At 55.8% G+C, this 23,879-nt stretch carries 21 protein-coding genes; 10 read left to right on the forward strand and 11 right to left on the reverse strand.

Annotation, left to right across the window (positions count from 1 at the left end; genetic code table 11):
* Positions 1-161: 161 nt before the first annotated feature.
* Entirely contained in the window at positions 162-896 is a 735-nt protein-coding gene (gene trmH, locus Q9245_RS04200; protein WP_305895981.1) for a tRNA (guanosine(18)-2'-O)-methyltransferase TrmH, read from the reverse strand.
* Between the two features lie 345 nt (positions 897-1,241).
* Between trmH and miaB the strand changes: the two genes are divergently transcribed.
* The 5 genes from miaB to lnt all read left to right on the forward strand — a co-directional run bounded on the left by miaB (position 1,242) and on the right by lnt (position 6,857).
* Entirely contained in the window at positions 1,242-2,588 is a 1,347-nt protein-coding gene (miaB, locus tag Q9245_RS04205) for a tRNA (N6-isopentenyl adenosine(37)-C2)-methylthiotransferase MiaB (RefSeq protein ID WP_305895982.1), read from the forward strand.
* Positions 2,589-3,021: 433 nt separating this feature from the next.
* Entirely contained in the window at positions 3,022-4,008 is a 987-nt protein-coding gene (locus Q9245_RS04210) for a PhoH family protein (protein WP_305895983.1), read from the forward strand.
* Complete coding sequence (gene ybeY, locus Q9245_RS04215; RefSeq protein ID WP_305895984.1) at positions 4,005-4,478, forward strand: rRNA maturation RNase YbeY; 474 nt, start codon at positions 4,005-4,007, stop codon at positions 4,476-4,478. Before Q9245_RS04210 ends, ybeY begins: the two co-directional genes overlap by 4 nt.
* Positions 4,475-5,320 (forward strand): HlyC/CorC family transporter, encoded by an 846-nt coding sequence (locus tag Q9245_RS04220; protein ID WP_199006438.1) that lies wholly within the window; start codon positions 4,475-4,477, stop codon positions 5,318-5,320. The genes ybeY and Q9245_RS04220 overlap by 4 nt, the downstream gene beginning before the upstream one ends.
* Entirely contained in the window at positions 5,310-6,857 is a 1,548-nt protein-coding gene (gene lnt / locus Q9245_RS04225) for an apolipoprotein N-acyltransferase (protein WP_305895985.1), read from the forward strand. The genes Q9245_RS04220 and lnt overlap by 11 nt, the downstream gene beginning before the upstream one ends.
* A 3-nt stretch (positions 6,858-6,860) precedes the next feature.
* On the opposite strand, the gene Q9245_RS04230 is transcribed toward lnt, so the two are convergent.
* Positions 6,861-7,415, reverse strand: a complete 555-nt coding sequence (locus Q9245_RS04230; protein WP_305895986.1) for a zinc ribbon-containing protein — start codon at positions 7,413-7,415, stop codon at positions 6,861-6,863.
* Positions 7,416-7,568: 153 nt separating this feature from the next.
* Here Q9245_RS04230 and leuS point away from each other — a divergent pair, with 153 nt between their 5' ends.
* The 4 genes from leuS to Q9245_RS04250 all read left to right on the forward strand — a co-directional run bounded on the left by leuS (position 7,569) and on the right by Q9245_RS04250 (position 12,643).
* On the forward strand, positions 7,569-10,154 hold the full coding sequence (gene leuS / locus Q9245_RS04235) for a leucine--tRNA ligase (protein ID WP_305897168.1): 2,586 nt from the start codon (positions 7,569-7,571) through the stop codon (positions 10,152-10,154).
* A gap of 1 nt (position 10,155) precedes the next feature.
* On the forward strand, positions 10,156-10,734 hold the full coding sequence (gene lptE, locus Q9245_RS04240; protein ID WP_305895987.1) for an LPS assembly lipoprotein LptE: 579 nt from the start codon (positions 10,156-10,158) through the stop codon (positions 10,732-10,734).
* Positions 10,731-11,738 (forward strand): DNA polymerase III subunit delta, encoded by a 1,008-nt coding sequence (gene holA, locus Q9245_RS04245; protein WP_305895988.1) that lies wholly within the window; start codon positions 10,731-10,733, stop codon positions 11,736-11,738. Before lptE ends, holA begins: the two co-directional genes overlap by 4 nt.
* Before the next feature lie 269 nt (positions 11,739-12,007).
* Complete coding sequence (locus Q9245_RS04250; protein ID WP_305895989.1) at positions 12,008-12,643, forward strand: endonuclease; 636 nt, start codon at positions 12,008-12,010, stop codon at positions 12,641-12,643.
* A 209-nt stretch (positions 12,644-12,852) separates the two neighbouring features.
* On the opposite strand, the gene Q9245_RS04255 is transcribed toward Q9245_RS04250, so the two are convergent.
* The 8 genes from Q9245_RS04255 to bioB form a co-directional block, all read right to left on the reverse strand.
* On the reverse strand, positions 12,853-14,643 hold the full coding sequence (locus Q9245_RS04255; RefSeq protein ID WP_199006432.1) for an acyl-CoA dehydrogenase C-terminal domain-containing protein: 1,791 nt from the start codon (positions 14,641-14,643) through the stop codon (positions 12,853-12,855).
* Between the two features lie 228 nt (positions 14,644-14,871).
* On the reverse strand, positions 14,872-16,671 hold the full coding sequence (locus Q9245_RS04260; RefSeq protein ID WP_305895990.1) for an acyl-CoA dehydrogenase C-terminal domain-containing protein: 1,800 nt from the start codon (positions 16,669-16,671) through the stop codon (positions 14,872-14,874).
* A 244-nt stretch (positions 16,672-16,915) separates the two neighbouring features.
* Entirely contained in the window at positions 16,916-17,536 is a 621-nt protein-coding gene (locus tag Q9245_RS04265; protein WP_323754705.1) for a putative metalloprotease CJM1_0395 family protein, read from the reverse strand.
* A gap of 112 nt (positions 17,537-17,648) precedes the next feature.
* Positions 17,649-17,894 (reverse strand): flagellar basal body rod C-terminal domain-containing protein, encoded by a 246-nt coding sequence (locus Q9245_RS04270; RefSeq protein ID WP_305895991.1) that lies wholly within the window; start codon positions 17,892-17,894, stop codon positions 17,649-17,651.
* 51 nt (positions 17,895-17,945) lie between these two features.
* Positions 17,946-18,650, reverse strand: a complete 705-nt coding sequence (gene bioD / locus Q9245_RS04275; protein ID WP_305895992.1) for a dethiobiotin synthase — start codon at positions 18,648-18,650, stop codon at positions 17,946-17,948.
* Between the two features lie 5 nt (positions 18,651-18,655).
* Positions 18,656-19,489, reverse strand: coding sequence for a malonyl-ACP O-methyltransferase BioC (bioC, locus tag Q9245_RS04280; RefSeq protein WP_305895993.1), 834 nt, complete (start codon positions 19,487-19,489; stop codon positions 18,656-18,658).
* The gene (bioF, locus tag Q9245_RS04285) at positions 19,486-20,673 is read right to left on the reverse strand and encodes an 8-amino-7-oxononanoate synthase (RefSeq protein WP_305895994.1); all 1,188 of its coding nucleotides are present in this window, start codon (positions 20,671-20,673) and stop codon (positions 19,486-19,488) included. The genes bioC and bioF overlap by 4 nt, the downstream gene beginning before the upstream one ends.
* A gap of 216 nt (positions 20,674-20,889) precedes the next feature.
* A complete protein-coding gene (gene bioB / locus Q9245_RS04290; protein WP_305895995.1) occupies positions 20,890-21,948 on the reverse strand; it encodes a biotin synthase BioB in 1,059 nt (352 codons plus the stop codon).
* Between the two features lie 330 nt (positions 21,949-22,278).
* Between bioB and Q9245_RS04295 the strand changes: the two genes are divergently transcribed.
* Positions 22,279-22,728 carry a ComF family protein gene (locus Q9245_RS04295; protein WP_305895996.1) on the forward strand — a complete coding sequence of 150 codons (450 nt, stop codon included), beginning with the start codon at positions 22,279-22,281 and terminating at the stop codon, positions 22,726-22,728.
* Here the strand turns inward: Q9245_RS04295 and Q9245_RS04300 are convergent.
* A complete protein-coding gene (locus tag Q9245_RS04300) occupies positions 22,725-23,834 on the reverse strand; it encodes an NAD(P)/FAD-dependent oxidoreductase (RefSeq protein WP_305895997.1) in 1,110 nt (369 codons plus the stop codon). The two genes, Q9245_RS04295 and Q9245_RS04300, sit on opposite strands and share 4 nt — an antisense overlap.
* Between the last annotated feature and the right edge of the window lie 45 nt (positions 23,835-23,879).

Genomic DNA, 23,879 nt, shown 5'->3' on the forward strand with positions numbered 1-23,879 from the left:
AGGATTCTTTTTTCCTTGGAAAAATAACTCGCTTCGCTCAGACATCTTTTTCCGGCGGAAAAAAGAATCCTCACCCCACACCGGCAGAACTTTTTGGGATACTGATTCTAAAGAAATAGATAATAAAACAGTGGCGGCTTTAGGCTCAGAATAGCCGCTGTTTACTCTTCTGTTGCTGGCTCTTTTGCATCGTCCCATCTGGGGCGGTTGGCTCTTATTTTTCGGACTTCTTGCATCCAGCCTACGCCGTCGATGAGATCACCGGTTTCGTGGTCGATGGGTGGGTACGGCAGGTTGCGGTCGTCGCAGTAGCGTTTAACCGTGGGTTGGCACCATGCAAACAGCAAGCGGTTGTATTCATCCTCCGGCATCCGCCGCTGATCAAACATTCCTGCCAGTTTTCTTTGCCGCTGTGCTTCCGAGAGGATGATTGAACAGGCCGCGGATACGTTCAGTGATTCCACCATGCCCATCATTGGCACCACGATGTGCTCATCAGCCTGCTCGGCAGTAACCGGGTTCACCCCGTCTACTTCGTTGCCCATGACGATCGTACAGGGCACGGTAAAGTCCACGTCCCGAAAATCCACGGCGCGGTCTGACAGCTGCGCGGCGTAGATTTTATGGCCCTGCCCTTTCAGGTCGGCAACGGCCTCTTTCATGGTCGGGTGGGTGTGAGTGGTAACCCAGTGGTAGCTGCCACCGGCGGTTTTCCTGAACGCCCGAAAACCTTCTTTCGGCCACACCACGTGCATATTGGCCAATCCGAAGGCATCGCAGGAACGGATGATGGCGGAGAGGTTTCTGGGTTTGTGCACCTGATCGGTCAGCACCCGAAGGTCTGGCTGGCGGGTGTCGAGGATGTGTTTGATTCGGGCGAGGCGTTCGGGGGTCATGTTTCGAGTTTCGTAAAGTTATAGGAGCGATCACGAAGCCATCAAATATCTTGAGGACTCCAGCTCCAACTGTCAGGGAAGGGTTTTGGGGTGGGTTTTCCAAAAATTTCGTAGGCCATGGATGGCCGGAGAGAAGCGCACATGGATGTGCTCGTAGCGGTTTTTGGAAAACCCACCCCAAAAGCCTTCTAACACCAAGGCCGAAAATAATAGCACAGTGTGGGTAAGGAATACCGAGACAACGGTGGTTGAAGTTTAATCACACCGGTATAATGTGCCGTCCAATTTTTGCCAGCGCCAAGAACACCACATCCGGCGCAACATACACCAAATCGCGTGAGACCCATGGCCAAGAAGCTGTACATCAAAACCCACGGCTGCCAAATGAACGAGTACGACTCCGCCCGCATGGCAGACCTACTCAAAACTGGCGAGCCCGTCGAAATGACCGACTCACCAGAGGACGCCGACATCCTGCTGCTGAACACCTGCTCCATTCGGGAAAAAGCCCAGGACAAAGTGTTCCACCAACTCGGCCGTTGGAAAAAGCTCAAAAGCAACAAGCCCGACACCATCATCGGTGTCGGCGGTTGCGTTGCGAGCCAGGAAGGTCAGGCGATCATCGACCGGGCGCCGTTCGTCGATATGGTCTTCGGCCCGCAAACCCTGCACCGCCTGCCGGACATGATTACCGAAGTCCGCGCCAAAGGTGACGGCGTGGGCGTGGTTGACGTGAGTTTTCCGGAGATCGAAAAATTCGACAACCTGCCCGACCCCGGTGCAGACGGCCCCTCGGCGTTTGTTTCCATCATGGAAGGCTGCAGCAAATACTGCACCTTCTGCGTGGTGCCTTATACCCGTGGTGAAGAAGTCAGCCGCCCGGTGGATGACGTAATTGCCGAAGTGGCGCACTTGGCCAGTCAGGGTGTGCGTGAAGTCAATCTGTTGGGCCAGAACGTGAACGCCTACCGTGGCGAAACCCACGATGGCGATGTGATGGACATGGCGGAGCTGGTCGAAATGATCGCCACTATCGATGGCATTGACCGCATTCGTTACACCACCTCCCATCCTGTGGAATTCAGCGATTCGCTGATCGAAGTGTACGAACGGGTGCCCGAGCTGGTCAGCCACCTGCACTTGCCGGTTCAAAGCGGCTCCGACCGTATTCTGGCAGCCATGAAGCGTGGCCACACTGCGTTGGAGTACAAATCCAAGCTACGCCGTTTGCGCAAGATTCGCCCGGATATCAGTTTCTCTTCCGATTTCATTATTGGCTTCCCCGGCGAAACCGAGAAAGATTTCGAGGACACCATGAAGCTGATCAACGACATCGGCTTTGATATGTCGTTCAGCTTCGTTTACAGCGCCCGCCCGGGTACGCCTGCGGCGGACCTGCCTGACGATACGCCGATGGAAGTAAAGAAGCAGCGTCTGAAGATTCTGCAGGATCGCATTAACCAGACGGTGATGGACATCAGCCGCAAGATGGTTGGTTCCACTCAGCGCATTCTGGTCACCGGGCTTTCCAAGAAAGATCCTGGTGAATATTCAGGCCGCACCGAGAACAACCGGATTGTGAATTTCCGCCACGACAACCCCGAAATTGTTGGGCACTTTGTCGATGTGGAGATTGTCGAAGCCTACGCGAACTCTTTGCGTGGTGTGCCTGTGGATTCGGCGATGTACTAGGTTTTGGTCCCCATGTGATGTTGGTGCGGTGATGGGAGGCGGGGTGATGCAGCCTCCCAAAAACCGCTCCTTCGGCACATCCATGTGGCGCTTCTGCTCCGCCATCCATGGCTCCGCACATTTTTGGAAGGCTGCATCAACCCACCTCCTTTCAACTTCACGATGGCATGAAAAAAACCGAAGGCCTAAAACCGCAAAAGGTAATAGGCCTGCACTTGTTTTTTCACTATCGAGCCTGCACATTATTTGAACGGTTCAGGGTGGATAAGGCTTTCCAAAAATCTGGAGCGCCAAGGATGGCGCGACGAAGCCCTACAGGGATGTATTTACGCGGCGTTTTTTGGAAAGCCTTATCCACCCTGAGCCAAAGCACACACTTAGAAATGCCCTCTCCTGGTAAAAGTCGAGGGGAGCAAACCAATACGGAGTAAGATTGAACACTCAAGACAGCAGACAATTTGACCTGCACCCCGTAGACCAGCGACGACTCACCACGCTGTGCGGGCAATTTGATGAACACCTGAAGATGATTGAAAAGCGTCTGCAGGTAAAAGTCGGCCGTCGCGGCCATCACTTCCGGGTTGAAGGTGCCACTGAAAACGTCGCCGCCGCCACCGAAGTTATTCGCCATATGTACCGTGAAACCGAAGCCGTGGACGACATCCCACCGGATACCGTGCACCTGTTTATTCGGGAAACCGGGCTGGAACGGCTGCCGGATGACGTGCCTTATAACGAAGGGCAAATTACCGTCATCAAAACACCCAAACTGACCGCCAAACCCCGCGGACAGAACCAGCAGAAGTATGTGCATAGCGTTCGCACCCACGACATCAACTTTGGTATCGGGCCTGCAGGTACCGGTAAGACCTGGTTAGCCGTAGCCTGTGCCGTGGAAGCTTTAAAAGACGAGCAGGTGAAGCGCATCCTGCTGGTACGCCCTGCGGTTGAAGCTGGCGAAAAACTGGGCTTCCTGCCGGGTGACCTTGCCCAGAAAGTGGACCCATACCTGCGCCCGCTGTACGACGCGCTTTACGAAATGCTCGGGTTTGAGCAAACCACCCGGTTGATCGAGAAAAGTGTGATCGAGATTGCGCCACTGGCCTTTATGCGTGGCCGTACGCTCAACAACTCTTTTATCATTCTGGATGAAAGTCAAAACACCACTCGCGAACAAATGAAAATGTTCCTGACCCGAATTGGCTTTGGCTCTACCGCAGTGATTACCGGCGATACCACACAGGTGGATTTGCCGCGCGGTCAGGATTCGGGGCTGATCCATGCCGCCAGCGTTCTGAGTAACGTGCGAGGCATCGGGTTTACCCGTTTCGAATCAAAAGACGTGGTTCGACACCCCTTGGTTCAGCGCATTGTTGAAGCTTACGATTCTTTCAACGATGGCAGTGGTCCCCGCACATGAGTGAGTTAACGGTTGATTTCCAAAATGCCTTCGAAGGCGAAGGTATTCCTGAGGAATCCAGCTTTCAGGAATGGGCGGAGCTTGCCTGGCAGGGAGATTCGGATTCCGAGGTGACGATCCGCATTGTTGACGTCGAAGAAAGCCAATCTCTGAACTTCCAGTACCGAGGAAAGGATAAGCCCACTAATGTTTTGTCCTTTCCATTTGAGGCACCAGCGGGTATAACATTTCCTTTGGCAGGCGATCTTGTTATTTGCGCGCCGGTTGTTGAAAAAGAAGCCCAGGAGCAGCATAAAGAACCTGTGGCCCACTGGGCCCATATGGTGATCCACGGCATGCTGCACCTTCAGGGCTTCGACCACATTGAAGACAGTGATGCCGAGGTTATGGAGAGCCTCGAAATCCAGCTGCTTGCGCAGCTCGGGTTTGCTAACCCTTACGAAGCAGAGGAAACGGAAAAAGACTCATGAGCGACGATCAGTCGAGTCGCAGTCAGGGCAACAAGTCCTGGCTGGAGCGTATTTCACAGGCCTTTTCCAGTGGGCCGGAGTCCGTAGAGGACGTACTGGAAATCCTGAGGGATGCCGAATCCCAGGAAATCATCGATACCGATTCAATGAGTATCATTGAAGGTGCGATGCAGGTGATTGATATGCGCGTGGAGGAAATCATGATCCCGCGCTCTCAGATGATCACCGTCAAGGCCTCTCAGGAGCCGAAAGAATTCCTTCCCGATATCATTGCCTCTGCCCACAGCCGCTTTCCGGTGATTGGTGAAAGCCCGGACGACATTCTCGGTGTATTGCTGGCGAAAGATTTATTGCCGCTGGCCCTCGATGATGGGCTGGACTGGTCTCATATCCGCGAAATCCTCCGACCGCCGACCTTCGTGCCCGAGAGTAAGCGCCTGAACCAGCTTCTCAAGGAATTCAAAGAGAATCGCAATCACATGGCGATCGTTGTCGATGAGTACGGCGGTACCGCCGGCCTGATCACCATCGAGGATGTACTCGAGCAGATTGTGGGCGAGATCGAAGACGAGCATGATTTCGACGAAGAAACCCATATCAAGGCCCGAGGTGATGGCACCTATGCGGTAAAAGCTGTTACACCGATTGATGATTTCAACGAATTCTTCGAAACCGGCATGGACGAAGAAGAGTTCGACACCATCGGTGGATTGGTTCTGAAAGAGTTTGGCCACCTGCCCAGACGTGGTGAAACGGTTGAATTCGGCGGCTTGCAGTTTACCATTGCCAACGCCGATAACCGTGTCATCCGTTTGCTGCAGGTAACCCGAAGTGACTCATGAGCCAACCCTAAGCCACCCGTTAAACCTCAAGTTTACAGCCAACCCCTGGTTCAGCGCGGCGATCCTCCTGATCGCCGGCGCTGTGCAAACGCTGACGTTCTCGCCGTTCCACCTTTGGTGGCTTGGCCCCCTGTCCGCGTTTCTGATTCTTCTGGTAGCGCTGCACCAACCTGCTGAAAAACTGTTTCGCGCCGGCTGGCTGGTGGGGCTGGGCTTGTTTGGTTCTGGCGCCAGCTGGATCTACATCAGCATCAGCGAGCACGGTAACACACCCATTCCGGTCGCCATCATTTTGATGGTTCTGTTCGTGGCGGGCCTTGCCTTGTTCCACGGGCTGGCATTCTGGTTCTGGGGCAAGCTGGCAAAGCAGAACCTGATTCGCCGACTAATCCTGTTCCCCGCTATCTGGGTGTTGGGCGACTGGTTGCGGGGCTGGCTGCTTACCGGTTTTCCCTGGCTTTATCTGGGCACCGCTCACACCGACGGCCCACTTGCTGGCCTGGCGCCGGTGACCGGCGTTCACGGCATTACCTTCTGGGTGACCACCACTGCCGCTGCAGCCTATGCATTCTGGTGGCTGCTACGTGCGGGTCGCACCAAAGCGGCTGTCGCAACAATCATGATTGCTCTGTTGCCGTGGAGTATGGCCCCCGCATTGAACAAAATCGACTGGACCGACATCAGCGGTGAGCCAATTAGCTTTGTCACTATGCAAGGCAACATCCCCCAACAGATAAAATGGGACCCGGACTTCCTGCGTGACCAGATCGTCACCTATCTGGGAATGACTGAGGAACACTGGCAGGCAGACATCATCCTGTGGCCAGAAACAGCGATTCCCATTCCTCAAGACCAGGCCGGCCCCATCTTCGCCCACATTCAGGAACGTCTGGGCGAAAACAGCACACTGATCACTGGTATTCCCTGGTATGGCTACAGCGAAAAGAAAGCAGGCAATACCTTCCACAACAGCATTATGGCGCTGGGCAACGGCGACGGCATTTATCACAAACAGAAACTGGTGCCTTTTGGCGAATACGTTCCACTGGAAGGCCTGCTCAGAGGTCTGATCGGATTTTTCGATCTTCCCATGAGTAGCTTTTCGCCCGGCCCCGGCAACCAGTCGCCATTACAGGCCAATGGCACTAACGTGATGCCGTACATTTGCTATGAGGTGGCTTACCCGGATTTCGTGGCCTTCAACGCTCGCAACTCCGGGTTGTTGCTGACCATCAGCAACGACGGCTGGTTTGGTGACTCCATCGGCCCTCTGCAGCACCTGCAGTTAGCGCGGATGCGCGCACTGGAAACAGGCCGCTACATGTTGCGGGGCACCAACAACGGGGTGACCACCATCATTAACGATAAAGGCCAAATGACGGAACGGGTGCCCCAGTTCAAACGCACGGTTCTGACCGGTGAAGTGTTCACCGCAAGCGGCAGCACGCCCTACATGCAAACCGGCTCATGGCCGGTGCTGACACTGGCTTTGATCCTCATCGTCTTCGTGCGTGAACGCGTGATACCGAAGCGCTGATCATCAGTCTTTTTCGGCCTTGTTTGGCCAGCGACTTGTTACCCGCTCGAAATAGTGCGAGTCGCAGGCTTCACAGGGCTCAAGGTGGCTGGTTTTAGTCAGGCACAGCATGTGGCTGCAATTCAGGCACCGGAACATTCCTGCCGTGGCCACCTCACCCGCAATGTACTGCCCCACTTCCTCGTTTTCGAGTTTCTGTTTCAGCGCGAGCGTGTCTACCAGGGTCTGGTCTGCCACCGACAATAAGCGATCGGTGAGGGTTTGCTCCAGCAATGAGATGTCCAGTTGCAGCCATTCCTTTAAACCTTCCCCGGTTTCTTCGACAAAATGCATCAGGTGTTCCAGATCTCGCTTGAGATAGGCACCTAGCAAGTCGGCTTCTTCACGGGTCATTTCTTCCAGTTCGTATTCGAACTCGACGGCTTTTTGAACCTCTTCCTCCAAGGTCTGCACGGAGGTTTCCTGAAACAGATGCAAACGGGACTGCACACGCTCCAGCATTCTGTCATAGGCCTCAAGAGCCTTACCGGAAAGATGGTTACGCTCGGGTTCTGTCATGTTCGACCTCTCATCGGCTGAAAAACTTCAACAATAGGAAGTCTGGCACAAGTCCGACAAATTGGCAGACTACCTGTTAAGCCGCGGGTGCGTTAGAATGTTCGGCCTTTTCGAACATCATTCTGACACAGGGTAATTTTGGTAATGGCAGGACTGGACGAGCAATACAATCCACGCGATGTAGAACAGACCGCCCGTGACTTCTGGGAAACCAACGAAACCTTCAAGGTTGTAGAAGATCCGAGCAAGCCCAAGTACTACTGCCTGTCTATGTTCCCGTACCCGAGCGGCAAGCTGCACATGGGCCACGTGCGCAACTACACCATCGGCGACGTGATCTCCCGCTACCAGCGCATGCAAGGCAAAAACGTCATGCAGCCCATGGGATGGGACGCATTCGGCCTGCCCGCTGAAAACGCCGCCATTGCCAACAAGACTGCACCCGCCAAGTGGACGCGTTCCAACATCGAATACATGAAGAACCAGCTCAAACAGCTGGGCTTCGGATACGACTGGAATCGTGAACTGGCCACCTGTGATCCCGAATACTACCGCTGGGAGCAGTGGTTCTTTGCCCGCCTTTACGAGAAAGGCCTGGTGTACAAGAAAATGTCCACCGTTAACTGGGATCCGGTTGACCAGACCGTACTGGCCAACGAGCAGGTTGTGGATGGCCGTGGCTGGCGTTCCGGCGCTCTGGTTGAGCAGAAAAAGATTCCCCAGTGGTTCATCCGCATTACCGATTACGCGGAAGAACTACTGAACGACATGGACGACCTCGACGGCTGGCCCGAGCAGGTCAAGACCATGCAGCGTAACTGGATCGGCAAATCCACCGGTACCGAGCTGACCTTCCCGCTGAAAGATCGCGAAGACGGCCTGACGGTTTACACCACTCGCCCGGACACCTTGATGGGCGTGAGTTACATGGCCGTTGCGGCCGAGCATCCACTGGCCAAAGCGGCCAGTGAGCGCCACCCGGATGTTGCCGAGTTCGTTGAGCAGTGCCGCAACAGCAAAGTGGCCGAAGCCGAAATGGCCACCATGGAAAAGAAAGGCATCGACACAGGCTTCAAAGCGATCCACCCCCTGACTCAGGAAGAGATTCCGGTTTGGGTCGCGAATTTTGTATTGATGGATTACGGCACTGGCGCGCTGATGGCGGTTCCCGGTCACGATGAGCGAGACCACGAATTCGCGCTCAAGTACAAACTGCCGGTCAAGCAAGTCATCGCGCCAAGCGATCACGAAGAGATCGACGTACAGGAAAAAGCCTACACCGAGAAAGGCATTCTGGTTTCTTCCGGTAAATACAGCGGCCTGACCAGCGACGAAGCTTTCGAAGAAATCGCCTCCTTCCTGGAAGAAAACAACATCGGCAAACGTACGGTGAACTACCGCCTGCGTGACTGGGGTGTTTCCCGCCAGCGTTACTGGGGCGCACCGATTCCGATGATGACTCTGGAAGACGGCACCGAGATGCCGGTTCCGGACGATCGCCTGCCGGTACGCCTGCCGGAAGATGTGGAGATGGACGGTGTTCAATCACCCATCAAAGCCGATACCGAATGGTGCAAGACCGAGTTCAACGGCCAGCCGGCAACGCTGGAAACCGATACCTTCGACACCTTCATGGAGTCCTCCTGGTACTACGCCCGTTTCTGCAGCCCGAACTACGATCAGGGCATGCTGGATCCGGCAGCGGCGAACTACTGGCTGCCGGTAGACCAGTACATTGGCGGCATCGAACACGCCATTTTGCACCTGCTGTACGCGCGCTTCTTCCACAAATTGCTGCGTGACGTTGGCCTGGTGGACAGCTCCGAGCCGTTCAAGCGCCTGCTCACCCAGGGCATGGTTTTGGCTGAAACCTATTATCGCAACGAAGATAATGGCGGCAAGTCCTGGTACAACCCGTCCGAAGTCACTGTCGAACGCGACGGCAAAGGCCAGGTAGTGCGCGCTGTCTTGAAGTCTGATGGTCAGCCTGTCGAAATTGGCGGCGTGACCAAGATGTCCAAGTCGAAAAATAACGGTATCGACCCGCAGTCGATCATCGATGAGCACGGCGCCGATACCGTACGTTTGTTCATGATGTTTGCAGCTCCCCCGGAGCAGTCTCTGGAATGGTCTGACAGCGGCGTTGAAGGTGCTCATCGCTTCCTCAAGCGTCTGTGGCGCATTGTTCATGAGCACACCAGCAAGGGCGAAGCCCCGGCTCTGGATGTGGCCAGCCTGACAGACGCGCAGAAAGACCTGCGCCGCAAGACCCATGAAACCATTGCCAAAGTCAGCGATGACATTAGCCGTCGCCTGACCTTCAACACCTCCATTGCCGCGACCATGGAGCTGCTGAACGAAGTCAGCAAACTTGGCGATGATGAACCGCAAAGTCGTGCTGTTCGCCAGGAAGCACTGGACGTTGCCGTGCTGGTACTGTCACCGATCGTACCTCATATTTGCCACCAGCTCTGGCACGCACTTGGGCACAGCGAAACCGTTGTCGATGCCAACTGGCCGGTTGCCGACGAAAGCGCCATGGTGCGTAGCGAGATCGAAGTGGTACTGCAGGTGAATGGCAAGGTGCGCGCCAAACAGAGCGTTCCGGCTGACATCAGCAAAGACGATCTCGAAAAGATGGCGCTGGAGAACGAAAATGTGCAGCGCTTTACGGAAGGCAAAACGGTTCGTAAGGTGATTGTGGTTCCGGGCAAGCTCGTAAACGTGGTAGCTAACTGATATGAGATGGGTGCCTCTAAGTCTGAAAAACCTTCGGTTGCCGCTAGTTTCGGCACTGGCCGCCGCCGTTATTTCCGGTTGCGGGTTTCAGCTACGAGGCACCTCGCCGGTGCCAGCGGCTCTACAGCCTCTGGCCGTTGATTGCCCCAACGCCCTGCCAGCCCGCTTTTGCGAGTCGGTTCGCGAGCAGCTTTCTTTGGGCGGTATTGATCTGCAACCCAAGGACTCAGCGAATTACGTACTGACACTTCGGGATTACAGTCAGGATCGTCGGGCCTCGGCCATTACCGCTCAGGCTTCTGCCGCCGAATATATTCTGCGCCACAGCGTAAGCATCGAGCTGCTCACGGCCGATAAAATCCCTCTCATTGCCGCAACGGACCTGACCGCCAGCGAAACTTACCGCTACGATGAAACCAACGTACTCGCCAAACAGCGAGAGGAAGAAGAGCTCCAACAGCAGCTCGGTGACCGCCTCGCCCAGCAGGTTATTTTCCGCTTGGTGCCAATGACCCAAGAGCGGATAGACGCTGCTCTGGAAGCTCACTCAGCAACGCAAAAGCCCACCGAGTCACCATGAAAATCCAGGCCGGCCAACTCCCTCAAACATTAAAAAAGGGTCTTGCACCGGTTTACCTAGTCTCGGGCGATGAACCGCTGCTGGTCCAGGAATGCTGCGACCAGATACGCAAAGCAGCCAAAAGCGCCGGTTTTCAGGATCGCCTGACCTACCACGCTGACCAACAGCTGGACTGGGGTGCCGTGGCAAACGAATGCAATGCCATGTCTTTGTTTGCAGAGAAGCGTCGCATCGAGATTCACCTGCCGACCGGTAAGCTTGGCGATGGCCGCAAGGTGATGGAGCAGATTCTCCAGTCCCCACCCGAAGACGTTGTTCTGCTTTTGATCAGCGCCAAACTCGACGCCGCCGAAACCAAGCGCAAATGGTACAAGGATTTACAGGCCAACGGCGTGCATGTTCCGGTTTGGCCCGTGGATTCGGATAAGTTTACAGGCTGGCTGCAACAGCGCGCGAGCAGCCAGGGCTTGCACATTACCCGCGGGGCACTGGCGATGCTGGCCGAACGTTTGGAAGGCAATTTGCTGGCCGCCAGCCAGGAGCTTGACCGGCTAACCCTGCTTTCTGACGGCAAAACCATCGATGAAGAAACCATCGAGATGGCGGTTCAGGACAGCGCCCGATTCAACGGTTTCGAGTTGGTAACGGAATTGCTGGCCGGCAAAGCCGCTCATGCCGGAAAGATCATCGGTATCCTGCAGCAAGAAGGAGAAAACCCGTTAGGCTTGCTGAGCGTACTGGTTCGCGATCTGCATGTGATCATTGAACTGAAAACCGCGTTACCGCCCGGCGATAACCCTGCGGGCTTTCTGAAAAAGCGCGGAGTGTTTCAGCCCAAACGGGCCGGCGCCATCCAACAGGCCGCTCGACGGTTAAGCCTTGCGCAGCTGCATCGCGCGATTGCTCTGTGCAGCACGACTGACCGGGCCGCCAAGGGATACGGCGATCTGTCGCCGTGGCACCATCTCCGAGATCTATCTGCTTTGCTTGCGGGTGCCCACTGACCGGGTTTTGCCATACACCAAACGTTACGAGCCCACCTGCGTTCGAAACTCAATGTTACCCCCGTCCTAACGTGCTGACGACTCGCCAAATGCGTGTAACAAACATACACATTAATCAGGCCAAAGCGGGTTCCAGCACACCACCACTGTGTCATACTTCACATTAATAAATGATCACACTGTCATAATTTCGGCGACTTGATCATTTAGCCATCAGCCAGTTTTCCAATTGGCCCAGGCACTCGATGTAGATGTGAGGCACATGGACCATGAAAAAAACAATAGCCATACCCACGACACTAGCTGTCGCTCTTTCGGCCAGCGTGGTCATCGCCCAGAACACGCGCTTTAGTGATCCGGATTCGGTGGTAAAGAATGAGTTTTGGGGCAACCTTTATGCGGATGGCGGCTCGTCTTTTTTCTGTGATGAGCCCTTCAAATCCAAAGGTTTTGTGATGACCGACGGGCACATTTATCCACTCGCGGATATTCGCTCCGCTTTGGATTGCGGCACTAAATCCCAGTGCCGGCGGGATAATCGCTACCGTCAGATTGCGTCGGATTTGCACAATATGGTTCCGGTTCGCAGTCGGGTGGAGCTGAAGCGCCGAACGGCACGCTATGAGAATTTGAGTGCGTCCATCAACAAGGATGAGTGCAGCATTCGCACGAACAATCAGTTCTTCGAGCCGCCTGAGCGCATTAAGGGTGATGTAGCTCGTACCATGGCCTACATGGTGGATACTTATGGCTTGCCGTGGCTCGGTGCGACTCCGGTGTTCCAAAGCTGGAGCAAGCTTGACCCGCCGGATGACAGGGAGCTGACAAGGCATCGCAGAGTTGCAGAGATTCAGGGTAATGAGAATCCGTTTGTGACCAACCCTGATCTGATTAATCGTCTTTAAAAGGAACTTTGGTGCTTGAGGATGTGCGGGATACAGCTTTCAGAAACACGCTGTGAATACTTCCCTGTACGCTCTGCTCCGCCATCCATGGCTCCGCAAGGTTTCTGAAAGCTGTATCCCGCACATCCTCTCCAACTTCTTTATTAGTACCCACGAAAAAGCAGGCCACTTGGGCCTGCTTTTTCACTTTCTGCACTTACGAAATCGTTTTAGATTTCGTTCGCATCCAGCGCCATCATGGCATCGCTGCCACTACGGATACCTTCAGCCAGTGACACGGCTTTCGGCAGCAGACGCTCGAAGTAGAAGCGTGCTGTTTTCAGCTTACCGGTGTAGAAACCGGAGGTGTCGCCTTCTGCTTTCGGTGCAGCGGCTTTAACGGCTTTCGCCCACATGTAGGCCAGCGCGGTGTACCCGAACATGTCCAGGTAATCCACTGCCGCAGCGCCGATGGCGTTGGGGTTTTCACCCGCCTGCTTGATGACGTGCTCGGTGGTGTCCGCCAGTCGCTCCAGTGAAGCCGCCAGCGGCTCAAGGTAGGGGCGCAAGGCTTCGTCACTGCTGTTTTCTTCGATGAATGCGCTGACGTCTTCTGCGAAGAGTTCGAACAGTTTGCCCTGGCTCGCGACAACTTTACGGCCCATCAGGTCCATGGCCTGGATACCGTTGGTGCCTTCGTAGATCTGGGTGATACGGCAGTCACGAACTAACTGCTCCTGACCCCACTCGCGGATGAAGCCGTGGCCACCGAAGACCTGCTGGCCGATGATGGTGGCTTCCAGTCCACGGTCAGTCAGGAAGGCTTTGGCAACCGGAGTCAGCAAAGCAACCATGCCTTCGGCGTGTTTGCGCTGCTCGTCGTTGTCGGAGTACTTGGAGATATCCAACCACTTGGCCACGTAGGTAGAGAAAGCACGGCCGCCTTCAACGTAGCTCTTCATGGTCAGCAGCATGCGACGCACGTCCGGGTGTACCAGAATCGGGTCAGCGGCTTTTTCTGGCTGCTGGGCGCCGGTCGGTGCACGGCTCTGGATACGCTCGTTGGCGTATTCACGAGCACTTTGCAGGGAAGCTTCAGCAGCACCAATGCCTTGGATACCAACACCCAGACGCTCGTAGTTCATCATGGTGAACATGGCGTTCAGGCCTTTGTTTTCTTCGCCGACCAACCAGCCTTTGGCGCCATCAAAGTTCATGACGCAGGTTGCAGAACCTTTGATGCCCATTTTCTTTTCGATGGAGCCACAGCTGAACTGGTTGCGCTCGCCCAGGGAGCCGTCGTCGTTGACCATGAACTTCGGAACCAGGAACAAGGAGATACCCTTCGGACCTTTCGGGGCATCCGGCAGTTTGGCCAGCACCAGGTGGATGATGTTCTCCGCCATGTCGTGCTCGCCCCAAGTGATGAAGATCTTGGTGCCGGTGATGTTGAAGGAGCCGTCGTCGTTCGGCTCGGCCTTGGTGCGAATGATACCCAGATCAGTACCCGCGTGCGGCTCGGTCAGATCCATCGCGCCAGACCAAACGCCGGAGTACATGTTCGGCAGGTACTTTTCTTTCAACTCCTGGCTGCCGTGGGCGTTCAACGCCAGGCAAGCACCAGCAGTCAGCATCGGTGCCAGACCGAAGGCCATGTTGGCGCCCTGCATCATTTCTTCAAATTGCGCGACCAGCGTTTTGGGCATGCCCATACCGCCGAATTCCGGGTTACCACCCAGACCGTTCCAACCGCCCTCTACGATGGTTTGGTAAGCCTCTTTGAAGCCTTCCGGGCTGGTTACTTCACCTTCGTCCCACTTACAGCCTTGCTCGTCGGCTTCGCGGTTCAGAGGAGCAAGAACGCCGCTGGTGATTTTTCCGGCTTCTTCCAGAATAGCATCGGCCGTTTCCGGATCGACGTTTTCAGCAATTCTTGGCAGTGAGGCCCACAAAGCAGGCGCATCAAACATTTCGTTCAGCACGAAACTCATATCACGAAGGGGGGCTTGATAATCAGCCATGTATAACTCTCCAGAAAATCAGTCAGTCTCTTCGGGGGCATGCTTGAATAATGGCCCTCTTGGGAAGGCTTCAGCTGCATCCGCCCGATCGGCAATGTGTCCGTATCAAGGTTATTATTCTGTGACGAGTATTCTACCTTAATACCGGCCTTAAACTCATGAAAAAAGCCCGCCTCTTCACAGAGAACGGGCTTTTTTTGCACTATCAATCAGATAGCAACCTCAGCCTTAAAGGGCGAAGTTTTCTTCCGGCATATCCAGCAGAGTGTCTGCACCGGCCAGCATGGTTGCAGCGTGAGTCTTGGTACGCGGCAGCATGCGGGTGAAGTAGAAGCGTGCAGTCTGCAGCTTGGCAGTGTAGAACGCTTCTTCAGTGGTGCCTTCTTCCAGCTTCTCCTGAGCAACCTTGGCCATCTGAGCCCACAGGTACGCAAACACGGCGTAACCGGAGTACATCAGGTAGTCAACGGAAGCAGAACCCACTTCTTCGCGGTTCTTCATAGCGGCCATGCCCACTTTCATGGTCAGGTCGCCCCACTCTTTGTTGATTGCAGCCAGCGGCTCGATGAACTGCTTCAGCTGTTCATTGTCAGCATTTTCTTTGCAGAACACGTGAACCTGCTTGGTGAAGGTTTTCAGAGACTCGCCCTGAGTCATCAGAACCTTACGGCCCAACAGATCCAGCGCCTGGATGCCGGTAGTACCTTCGTAGATCATGCCGATACGGGCATCACGTACGTTCTGCTCCATGCCCCACTCGGAGATGAAACCGTGGCCACCGAATACCTGCATACCGAGGTTCGCTGCTTCGTAACCGATTTCGGTCAGGAACGCTTTGGCGATCGGAGTCAGGAAGCCCAAAGCTTCGTCAGCTGTTTTGCGCTCTTCGTCAGTTTTGCCACGAGCCACCAGATCCGCTTTCTGCGCAGTCAGGTAAATCAGGGCACGGGCGCCTTCAGCAACCGCTTTCTGAGTCAGCAGCATGCGACGCACGTCCGGGTGAACGATGATCGGGTCAGCAATGCCTTCCGGGTTCTTAGCGCCACTCAGTGAACGCATAGCCAGACGGTCTTTGGCGTAAGCCAGTGAGCCCTGGAACGCCAGCTCTGCAGCACCCAGACCCTGGATAGCCGTACCGATACGGGCGGTGTTCATGAAGGTGAACATGCAGTTCAGACCTTTGTTCTCAGGTCCGATCAACCAGCCTTTGGCACCGTCAAAGTTCATCACGCAGGTCGCGTTGCCGTGGATACCCATCTTGTGCTCGATGGAACCACAGGAAACGGCGTTACGCTCACCGGCAGAACCGTCTTCATTAGGCAGGCACTTAGGTACGATAAACAGGGAGATACCCTTGGTACCTTCAGGTGCGCCCGGCAGACGAGCCAGAACGATGTGAACGATGTTCTCGGTCATGTCGTGCTCACCGGCAGAGATAAAGATCTTGGTGCCGGAGATGCTGTAGGAACCGTCAGCGTTAGGCTCTGCTTTGGTACGCAGGGTACCCAAATCAGAACCACAGTGAGCTTCGGTCAAGCACATGGTGCCGGTCCACTCGCCGCTGATCATTTTGGTCAGGTAGGTCTGCTTCTGTTCTTCAGTACCGTGCGCTTCCAGGGTGTTGATCGCACCGTGGCTCAGGCCCGGGTACATACCCCAAGACCAGTTAGCGGTACCGTTCAGCTCGCTCATCACGATGCCGAGTGAATCCGGCAGACCCTGTCCGCCGTAGTTGGCGTCAGCCGCCAGTGAAGGCCAGCCGCCTTCAACGTACTTTTCGTAAGCTTCCTTGAAACCAGTCGGAGTTTTAACGCCGTCCTCGCTCCAGGTGCAACCTTCACGGTCGCCTACCGCGTTCAGCGGAGACAGTACCTGTTCAGCAAACTTCGCACCTTCCTGGATGATGGCATCAACCATATCCGGAGTTGCGTCTTCAGCGCCTTCCAAATTGGCGTAGTGGGTCTCGCTGTCGAGCAGCTCGTTCATTACAAATTTGATATCACGCAGGGGCGCTTTGTACTCAGGCATTGAATCCACCTCAATGTTGGTTGCAGCTGAAGTTGTTGCAGCTATACCGTGGTTTGCTCAAACACCATGAAGCTCGCGCTTCACAGCCTTAATTAAACACTTGTTTGAAACATACGTTTTGGAGCACAGAATTGTCAAGAGAATTGAGTCAATTTTGTCGACCTTTGTGTTCTCAAACGTAACAAATACCGGTCAGAGAACCCGGTATACCTTTCGCGTTCAGGGATTTATCTTGAGGTAGGGGTCAAACAAAAATCGAAGTGGCAGTGTCCGAGTCAAACCCGTAACCCTGCAGAGTGGATACACTTTGATAGGCTTCTGTGGCTTGACGCGACGAGGTGTCCTGAGCATTTCGAGCTTGCCCTGCCCCATCAGCACCGCCGTCGATGCTGCTCTCTTTGTCACCACTGGCCAGTTCCACCTGAGCCTGCAACATGGTTTGCATCGCTTGCGCGGCCACCGCACGATCCTGTGACGAGGGTTGAGCTGGTGCCATGGCGGCAGCACGAACAACGCGCATTTTTTCGATCGTCGCCTGGGGGTCGCCGGCGACAGGCGACACATCGATGGGCACCTCACCGCCGACGGCATACTGAGCGCCATCGGGGCCACGTTCATAAGAATAGGAAATAGCGCCGGCGTGTTGCCCGCCCACCGCTTGATGAGCGGCCTCGTGTGCACGCACTTCCCGATCCCGGGCTTTGAGCTCGGTGAGCTCTTTCAGCTCGGACTCAGTCAGCCCTTGGGGATTCTCTTTTTCTTGCCTCGGGTTTTCGCTCGATGAGCCTGCGGATTTATCCTCGGAGGCTTGCTCGGGAGCCCGCACCGCTGCCCCTTCACCACCAGGGGATGTTTCGCCGGGCATGCTTGAAAAGCCAGTAACCCCAGGGCCGGCAGAACCAGCTCCTGAGACACCGCTCAAAGAAGGGAAAGCAGGAGATACTGACGGAGATAGGTTCACGGGCGATATCCGCTGCTCAGACCTTAATATCCAGCAGGGTACCTATCGTCTCATCCGCCGTTTTCACGACTTGCGCCGAGGCCTCGACGCTGCGTTTGTATAGGTTGAGCTCAATCATGGGCTCCGCGAGGTTGCCAGCACCCTCGGCACTGCCTTGCGGGCCATCCGCGCCACCACGAGCAATCTTCCGAGCGGCGTTCTCCATCCCGACCATGCCGTCCTGGATGCCCTGAATACCGATACCGAGTGTGTTATTGATCATGGAGGAAGGTTCCCGTGGCAGACAATTGGCTCAATTAACGCACAATTCTGATCACTTTTCAAACAACGGCGATACATTCAGATAGCGAGCCAACACGGCTGGCAGGTCCGCCACAGGCACTTCGTCTACATAGGGTAAAATACCCAAACATGGCGCCTCAAGATGGGTCACCAGATAGTTAAGCGTTTCCTCTTCACAACTCATCGGCTCAGCTTGCGGATGATTTGCAATCCACCCAGCCACGGTCAGGCCATCCGCACGAATAGCCTCGACTGTCAGCATGGCGTGATTGATGCAACCAAGCTTAAGCGGCACCACTACGATAACCCCCAAACCCATGTCGCGCGGCACCGATGCATAGGTTTCGCGATCGTTTAGCGGTACTCGCCATCCGCCAGCCCCCTCGATCAACATCAAATCGGCAGGCTGCATCTGCAAACCGCGGCAAAACCCGATCAGGCGCTGGGCACTAATCTGCTTGCCGGCCTGAATCGCCGCAACATGAGGCGCAATCGCAGGCTCCAAAGCAATGGGATTGATCACATCATACGCAATGGATTCGGTCATCGCGGCCTGAAGCATCAGCGCATCTTCATTGCGGAGACCTTCCGGTGTGTGCTCACAACCGGAAGCAATTGGCTTCATGGCAATCGTGCGCTTACCTTGCGCCTTGGCAGCCTCGAGAATCGAAGCACTGACAACGGTTTTGCCTACCTCAGTATCCGTTCCCGTTACGAAGTACGTTTTCTTTGCCATCGTGTTTATCCTGCTGTGGGCTTCTGCCAAAACAACCAACCGGCCTCATAAGTCGCGGAAACCTGACCAGACCTCGCGCCCGGATAGGCTCGGCACATCGCCCGAAAACGCCCGGGCGCGGTCACCGTCCGGCGCCTTTCTTCGCCTTTGAAAACAGCCCCCAAATGTTTCAATTCCCGGTTGAGCGCCATAGGCGTCTCATAGGGCAAACAAATGGGAGAAAATTCAAGCAGTGCATCGGGCAACACCGCTTCCGCCAGACTGCGCCATTGCTTTGCCGGCACAAACCGATTCACATGTGGCTGCCCCGGGTCAGCTTTCGCCCAGGCCTGCTTGAGCTCGCGCAACGTGCCATCCACCAGCGTAGACATCACCAACAACCCGCCCGGCCGCAGCACTCTCTGGCACTCCGCCAGCACGACCTCAGGGCGCTGACTCCACTGCACCATCAGGTTGCTGAAAACCAGATCAACACTCTCATTCGCCAGCGGAAGCTGCTCCGCATCGGCGTTTAGCCAGCTAACACCTGCGGCCACTGTCGCCGCCTCTGCCTGCGCCAACATGCCTGGCGACAAATCGGCGCCGGTGATGCGAGCCTGGGGAAAACGCGCTATCAATTTTCGGGTAAACCAACCGGTGCCGCAGCCCAGATCAAGAACCGACTCCGGCTCAAAAGCCTCCGGGATGCGCGACAACATGGCGTCGCCCATCCTCTTTTGCAACCGGGACGCACTGTCATAAGTTTTGCTGGCACCACCAAACCCGGACGCAATCGAAGCCTTGGTTCCGGTACCACCATCCGCGCTGGTAACCGCGGTCAGGTCATTGAACATATTCATACAGCCGCCACCTGCTCCGAACCCCCTGAACCCAGCAACGCCCTGCACTCCGAAAGCGCTGCCAACAAACGATCAACCTGCTCTTGGGTATGCGCGGCACTCAACGTCACCCGCAACCGAGCCTGCCCCTCAGGCACCGTCGGCGGCCGAATAGCCGTCACCATCACGCCCCGCTGCTCCAAGGCCTGACTCAACGCCAAAGCCTCCTCATTGCCGCCAATCATGATCGGCTGAATCGGCGTATAAGACGGCATCAGCTCATAACCCAACGCCTGCGCGCCTTCGCGGAAACGCGCGATCAACCCATTCAGATGTGCCCGCCGCTGATCATCGACCTCAATCAGATCCAAGCTCGCGCAGGTCGCAGCCGCCATCGCCGGTGGCATCGCAGTGGTGTAAATGTACGTTCGCGCTTTTTGCACCAGATAATCCATCAACACCGCCGGCCCGGCCACGAAAGCGCCACTGGTACCCACCGCCTTGCCGAGAGTACCAATCAAAACCGGAACTTCATCTTCCGACAAACCCGACTCCAGCACACTTCCGCGGCCCTGCGGCCCCAGCACACCGATACCGTGAGCATCATCCACCACCAACAGGGCATCGTGCGCCTTACAAACCCGCGCCAACGCCTTCAGCGGCGCCACATCGCCGTCCATGCTGAACACCCCATCGGTCACCACCACCTTATGGCCCGAAGTGTCGGCCAACATCGCTTCCAGCGCTTCAACATCCCCGTGCGCATAACGCCGAACCCGAGCCCGACTAAGAATACAGCCATCGATGATCGAGGCGTGATTCAGCCGATCCGAAAACACCGTATCGCCCCGCCCCACCAACGCCGAAATCACCCCCACATTTGCCATATAACCCGTGGAAAAGAACAAGGCACTGCTGCGCCGGGTAAAATCCGCCAACCGCTCTTCCAAGCGGTGATGAGCGTCATGATGACCACACACAAGATGAGACGCAGCCCCACCCAGCCCTGTCTCCGGCAAGGCGTTCTTGAGCGATTCAATATTGTTGGGGTGATTGGCGAGGCCCAGATAATCGTTGCTGCAGAACGACAGCAACGCCCGACCATCTGCGGTTAACTCCGGCTGTTGCGGGCCAGAAACCAAACGTCGGGTCCGGTACAGACCCGCGCGTTTCCGTTGTTCAATCTCGTGGGCAAAATCGCGCATAAAGACGACACACCAAAAGGTCAGGGCAATGAAAATCCGGGTAAAAAGGAGTCAGAATTGGCAACTGACTCCCCGATCAGATTTGGAGTGAAGGTCTGGCGCTGCTTTTCGGGACTGTTGAAGGCCAAGGACGGCCTGAAACAAGCGCACATGGATGTGCTCGTAGCGTGTCCCGAAAAGCAGCGCCAGACCTTCACACGCCACCAAAGCCTGAAATCAGGCAGATTCCCGAGAAGCGTCATAAAACATGTGCCGCGTAGCCTCATACTCAACCGCTTCGGCCAACTCCTCTTCCTGCTGTTCCTCGGTTGCACACTGCTCCCGCTGCTCAGGACGAATACCCAGCTTACGGAACAACTGCATATCCGCATCCGCCTCCGGGTTAGACGTCGTCAGCAACTTCTCGCCGTAGAAAATCGAATTCGCACCCGCCAGGAAACACAACGACTGCATCTGCTCATTCATCTGCTCACGACCGGCCGAAAGCCGAACATGAGAGGCTGGCATCATGATCCGCGCCACCGCAATCATCCGGATAAAATCAAACGGCTCGAGATCTTCCACATCTTCCAGCGGTGTACCCTTTACCTTCACCAGCATATTCACCGGCACACTCTCAGGATGCTGCGGCAGATTCGCCAACTGAACCAACAGCCCAACACGGTCATCCTCGTCTTCACCCATGCCCAAAATACCGCCACAGCAGACCTTCATGCCGGCCTTGCGCACGTTATCCAGCGTATCCAGGCGATCCTGATAGGTACGGGTGGTAATGATGTGGTTGTAGTATTTCTCGGAGGTATCCAGGTTATGGTTGTAATAATCCAGACCGGCTTCCGCCAACTCCTTGGCCTCTTCCTCTTTCAGCATGCCCAGCGTCATGCAGGTTTCCAGGCCCAGCGACTTCACCTGCTGAACCATATCCAATACATACGGCATATCTTTCTTTGACGGGCTGCGCCAAGCAGCACCCATGCAGAACCGCGACGCGCCTTTCTGCTTGGCCGCTCGTGCTTCTGCGACCACCTTCTCGATTTCCAACAGCTTTTCTTTCTCGAGGCCGGTATTGTAATGTCCGCTCTGAGGGCAGTATTTGCAATCTTCCGGGCAAGCACCGGTCTTGATCGAAAGCAGCGTGCTGACCTGCACTTCATTCGGGTCAAAGTGTTCCCGATGCACCGACTGGGCGCGGAACAAGAGATCGTTAAACGGGAGATTAAAAAGCTCTTGAGCCTCCTGAAGGCTCCAGTCGTGGCGCAGGGCGGTAGCAGTCATGTTCGAGTCCTGTTAACCTTCACAAGGTCTTTGGTTTACGGATAAACCACGATGATAAACAGACTGAAACCGCTGTCAACCTTGTTCGACCATTTGGTTAACAGAGAAACCACAGCTGGCCGCTGCGTAACTTGCCTGAATCCATCGGCGTACAATGGCCTGTGCGCGCCCTGCCGAGCCGACCTTCCCGACAACCGGCTGCACTGTGAAGTATGCGCCCTGCCCTTGGCGTTTTCAGGCCCCGCCAGGCGCTGTGGAGAATGCCTTACCCAACCTCCCCCCTTCACACGCTCATTGATTCCCTGGCGTTACCAGTTCCCGGTGGACAGAATGATCGGCCGTTACAAATATCACGGCCAACGCAAGTTCGCACGACCGCTGCTGGCTGATTTCAGCGACTATCTGGAACGCGCCCTCCCTATTCCCGAACGGCCGGAACTGCTGATTCCCGTCCCGATGCACTGGCGGCGTCGATGGCAGCGCGGATTCAATCAGTCCCAGGATATTGCCGAATACCTGGGCGGGCATCTCAAAATCCCGGTCGGAAGCCAGACCGTTCGCCGTGGGCGACAGGTGCGCGCTCAAAGGGGTCTCAACAGAGCCACGCGCCTGACCAACTTGAACGAGGTATTCGAAGTTTGCCGACCTATTCCGGCGCGCATCGCCATCGTAGACGATGTGGTGACAACCGGGGCAACCACCCGCGCCCTTGCTGGCGCACTAACCGACGCAGGGGCCCGCGACATTCAGATCTGGGCGCTGGCTCGTACACCCGGTTAACCTAGCTGCTGCTTGACGTAGTCAGCGATCGCCAGACAGGAAGTCAACCCTGGCGATTCGATGCCGAAGAGATGAACCAGTCCTGACAGCCCATGCGCCCCGGGGCCGTCGATACGGAAGTCAGCAGAGCCACCATCCGGCCCCGAAAGCTTAGGCCGGATACCGGCATAGGCGGGCTGGAGCCGGTTAGCATCGAGCGACGGCCACCACTGGCGAATGCCCTCAACAAAAGCCCGAACCCGATGGGGATCCACGCTGTAATCCTCCGCATCAACCCACTCAACGTCTGGCCCAAAACGGGCTTGCCCGGCCAAATCCAATGTCAGGTGCACGCCAAGTCCACCCGGCTCGGGCAAGGGATAAATCAACTGCTTGAACCGGTGTTGACCGCTGTAACTGAAATACACGCCTCGGGCAAACCATTGCTCTGGCTTGGCAGAATCGGGAAGACCCCGCCAGTCTCGTGCAAGCCCCGGCGCGCCCAGTCCCGCTGCGTTAACTACCTCATCGGCCATCACGGTAACCGGGGCGCCTCCACCTATCTTTAGATGATGGCCGTTGCCTGAACTTTCAGCAGACAACACCGGGCTGTTCAACACCAACTGCCCGCCAGCGTCTTGCAACTCGCCCAGCAGCGACAGCATCAAACCGTGGGTATCAATGATACCGGTCTGCGCTGACCACAAGCCGCCAACGACCCGCACGTCCGGGCACTGCGCATTTACAACATCGCCTTCGACCTGCTGCAGATGCACACCATTCGCTTCTGCCTGCCGGGAAATGGCATCAAGCCTCGCGACTTGGCGATCGTCGGTCGCCACAATCCATTTCCCGCACTTACGGTGCCCGATCTTGTGGCTGGCGCAATAGTCGTAGAGCAACTCCCGACCTCGCACGCAAAACGCCGCTTTCAAGGAATCGGTCGGATAGTAGATACCGGCATGGATCACTTCGCTGTTACGGGAAGAAATACCCTCGCCAAACCGGGGCCCTGCTTCGAGCACTAATACCTCGCGCCCCGAGCGGGCCAGCTCACGGGCGATGGCCAATCCCACCACACCTGCTCCAATGACCACCGTTTGCACTTTATAACTGTCGCAACCCACGTTTCCGTCCTGCTTTTCAATCCACTGGCTGAAATTATCCCGGAT

Origin of the sequence: Marinobacter sp. MDS2 (genome assembly GCF_030718085.1) — a bacterium.
Classification (GTDB): domain Bacteria; phylum Pseudomonadota; class Gammaproteobacteria; order Pseudomonadales; family Oleiphilaceae; genus Marinobacter.

What these genes read in the sequence shown, in the direction of transcription:
- trmH (WP_305895981.1), bottom strand. Translation starts at nt 896, where the DNA reads ATGACCCCCGAACGCCTCGCCCGAATCAAACACATCCTCGACACCCGC.
- miaB (WP_305895982.1), top strand. Translation starts at nt 1,242, where the DNA reads ATGGCCAAGAAGCTGTACATCAAAACCCACGGCTGCCAAATGAACGAG.
- ybeY (WP_305895984.1), top strand. Translation starts at nt 4,005, where the DNA reads ATGAGTGAGTTAACGGTTGATTTCCAAAATGCCTTCGAAGGCGAAGGT.
- Q9245_RS04220 (WP_199006438.1), top strand. Translation starts at nt 4,475, where the DNA reads ATGAGCGACGATCAGTCGAGTCGCAGTCAGGGCAACAAGTCCTGGCTG.
- Q9245_RS04230 (WP_305895986.1), bottom strand. Translation starts at nt 7,415, where the DNA reads ATGACAGAACCCGAGCGTAACCATCTTTCCGGTAAGGCTCTTGAGGCC.
- lptE (WP_305895987.1), top strand. Translation starts at nt 10,156, where the DNA reads ATGAGATGGGTGCCTCTAAGTCTGAAAAACCTTCGGTTGCCGCTAGTT.
- holA (WP_305895988.1), top strand. Translation starts at nt 10,731, where the DNA reads ATGAAAATCCAGGCCGGCCAACTCCCTCAAACATTAAAAAAGGGTCTT.
- Q9245_RS04250 (WP_305895989.1), top strand. Translation starts at nt 12,008, where the DNA reads ATGAAAAAAACAATAGCCATACCCACGACACTAGCTGTCGCTCTTTCG.
- Q9245_RS04255 (WP_199006432.1), bottom strand. Translation starts at nt 14,643, where the DNA reads ATGGCTGATTATCAAGCCCCCCTTCGTGATATGAGTTTCGTGCTGAAC.
- Q9245_RS04260 (WP_305895990.1), bottom strand. Translation starts at nt 16,671, where the DNA reads ATGCCTGAGTACAAAGCGCCCCTGCGTGATATCAAATTTGTAATGAAC.
- Q9245_RS04265 (WP_323754705.1), bottom strand. Translation starts at nt 17,536, where the DNA reads ATGCCCGGCGAAACATCCCCTGGTGGTGAAGGGGCAGCGGTGCGGGCT.
- Q9245_RS04270 (WP_305895991.1), bottom strand. Translation starts at nt 17,894, where the DNA reads ATGATCAATAACACACTCGGTATCGGTATTCAGGGCATCCAGGACGGC.
- bioD (WP_305895992.1), bottom strand. Translation starts at nt 18,650, where the DNA reads ATGGCAAAGAAAACGTACTTCGTAACGGGAACGGATACTGAGGTAGGC.
- bioC (WP_305895993.1), bottom strand. Translation starts at nt 19,489, where the DNA reads ATGAATATGTTCAATGACCTGACCGCGGTTACCAGCGCGGATGGTGGT.
- bioF (WP_305895994.1), bottom strand. Translation starts at nt 20,673, where the DNA reads ATGCGCGATTTTGCCCACGAGATTGAACAACGGAAACGCGCGGGTCTG.
- bioB (WP_305895995.1), bottom strand. Translation starts at nt 21,948, where the DNA reads ATGACTGCTACCGCCCTGCGCCACGACTGGAGCCTTCAGGAGGCTCAA.
- Q9245_RS04295 (WP_305895996.1), top strand. Translation starts at nt 22,279, where the DNA reads ATGATCGGCCGTTACAAATATCACGGCCAACGCAAGTTCGCACGACCG.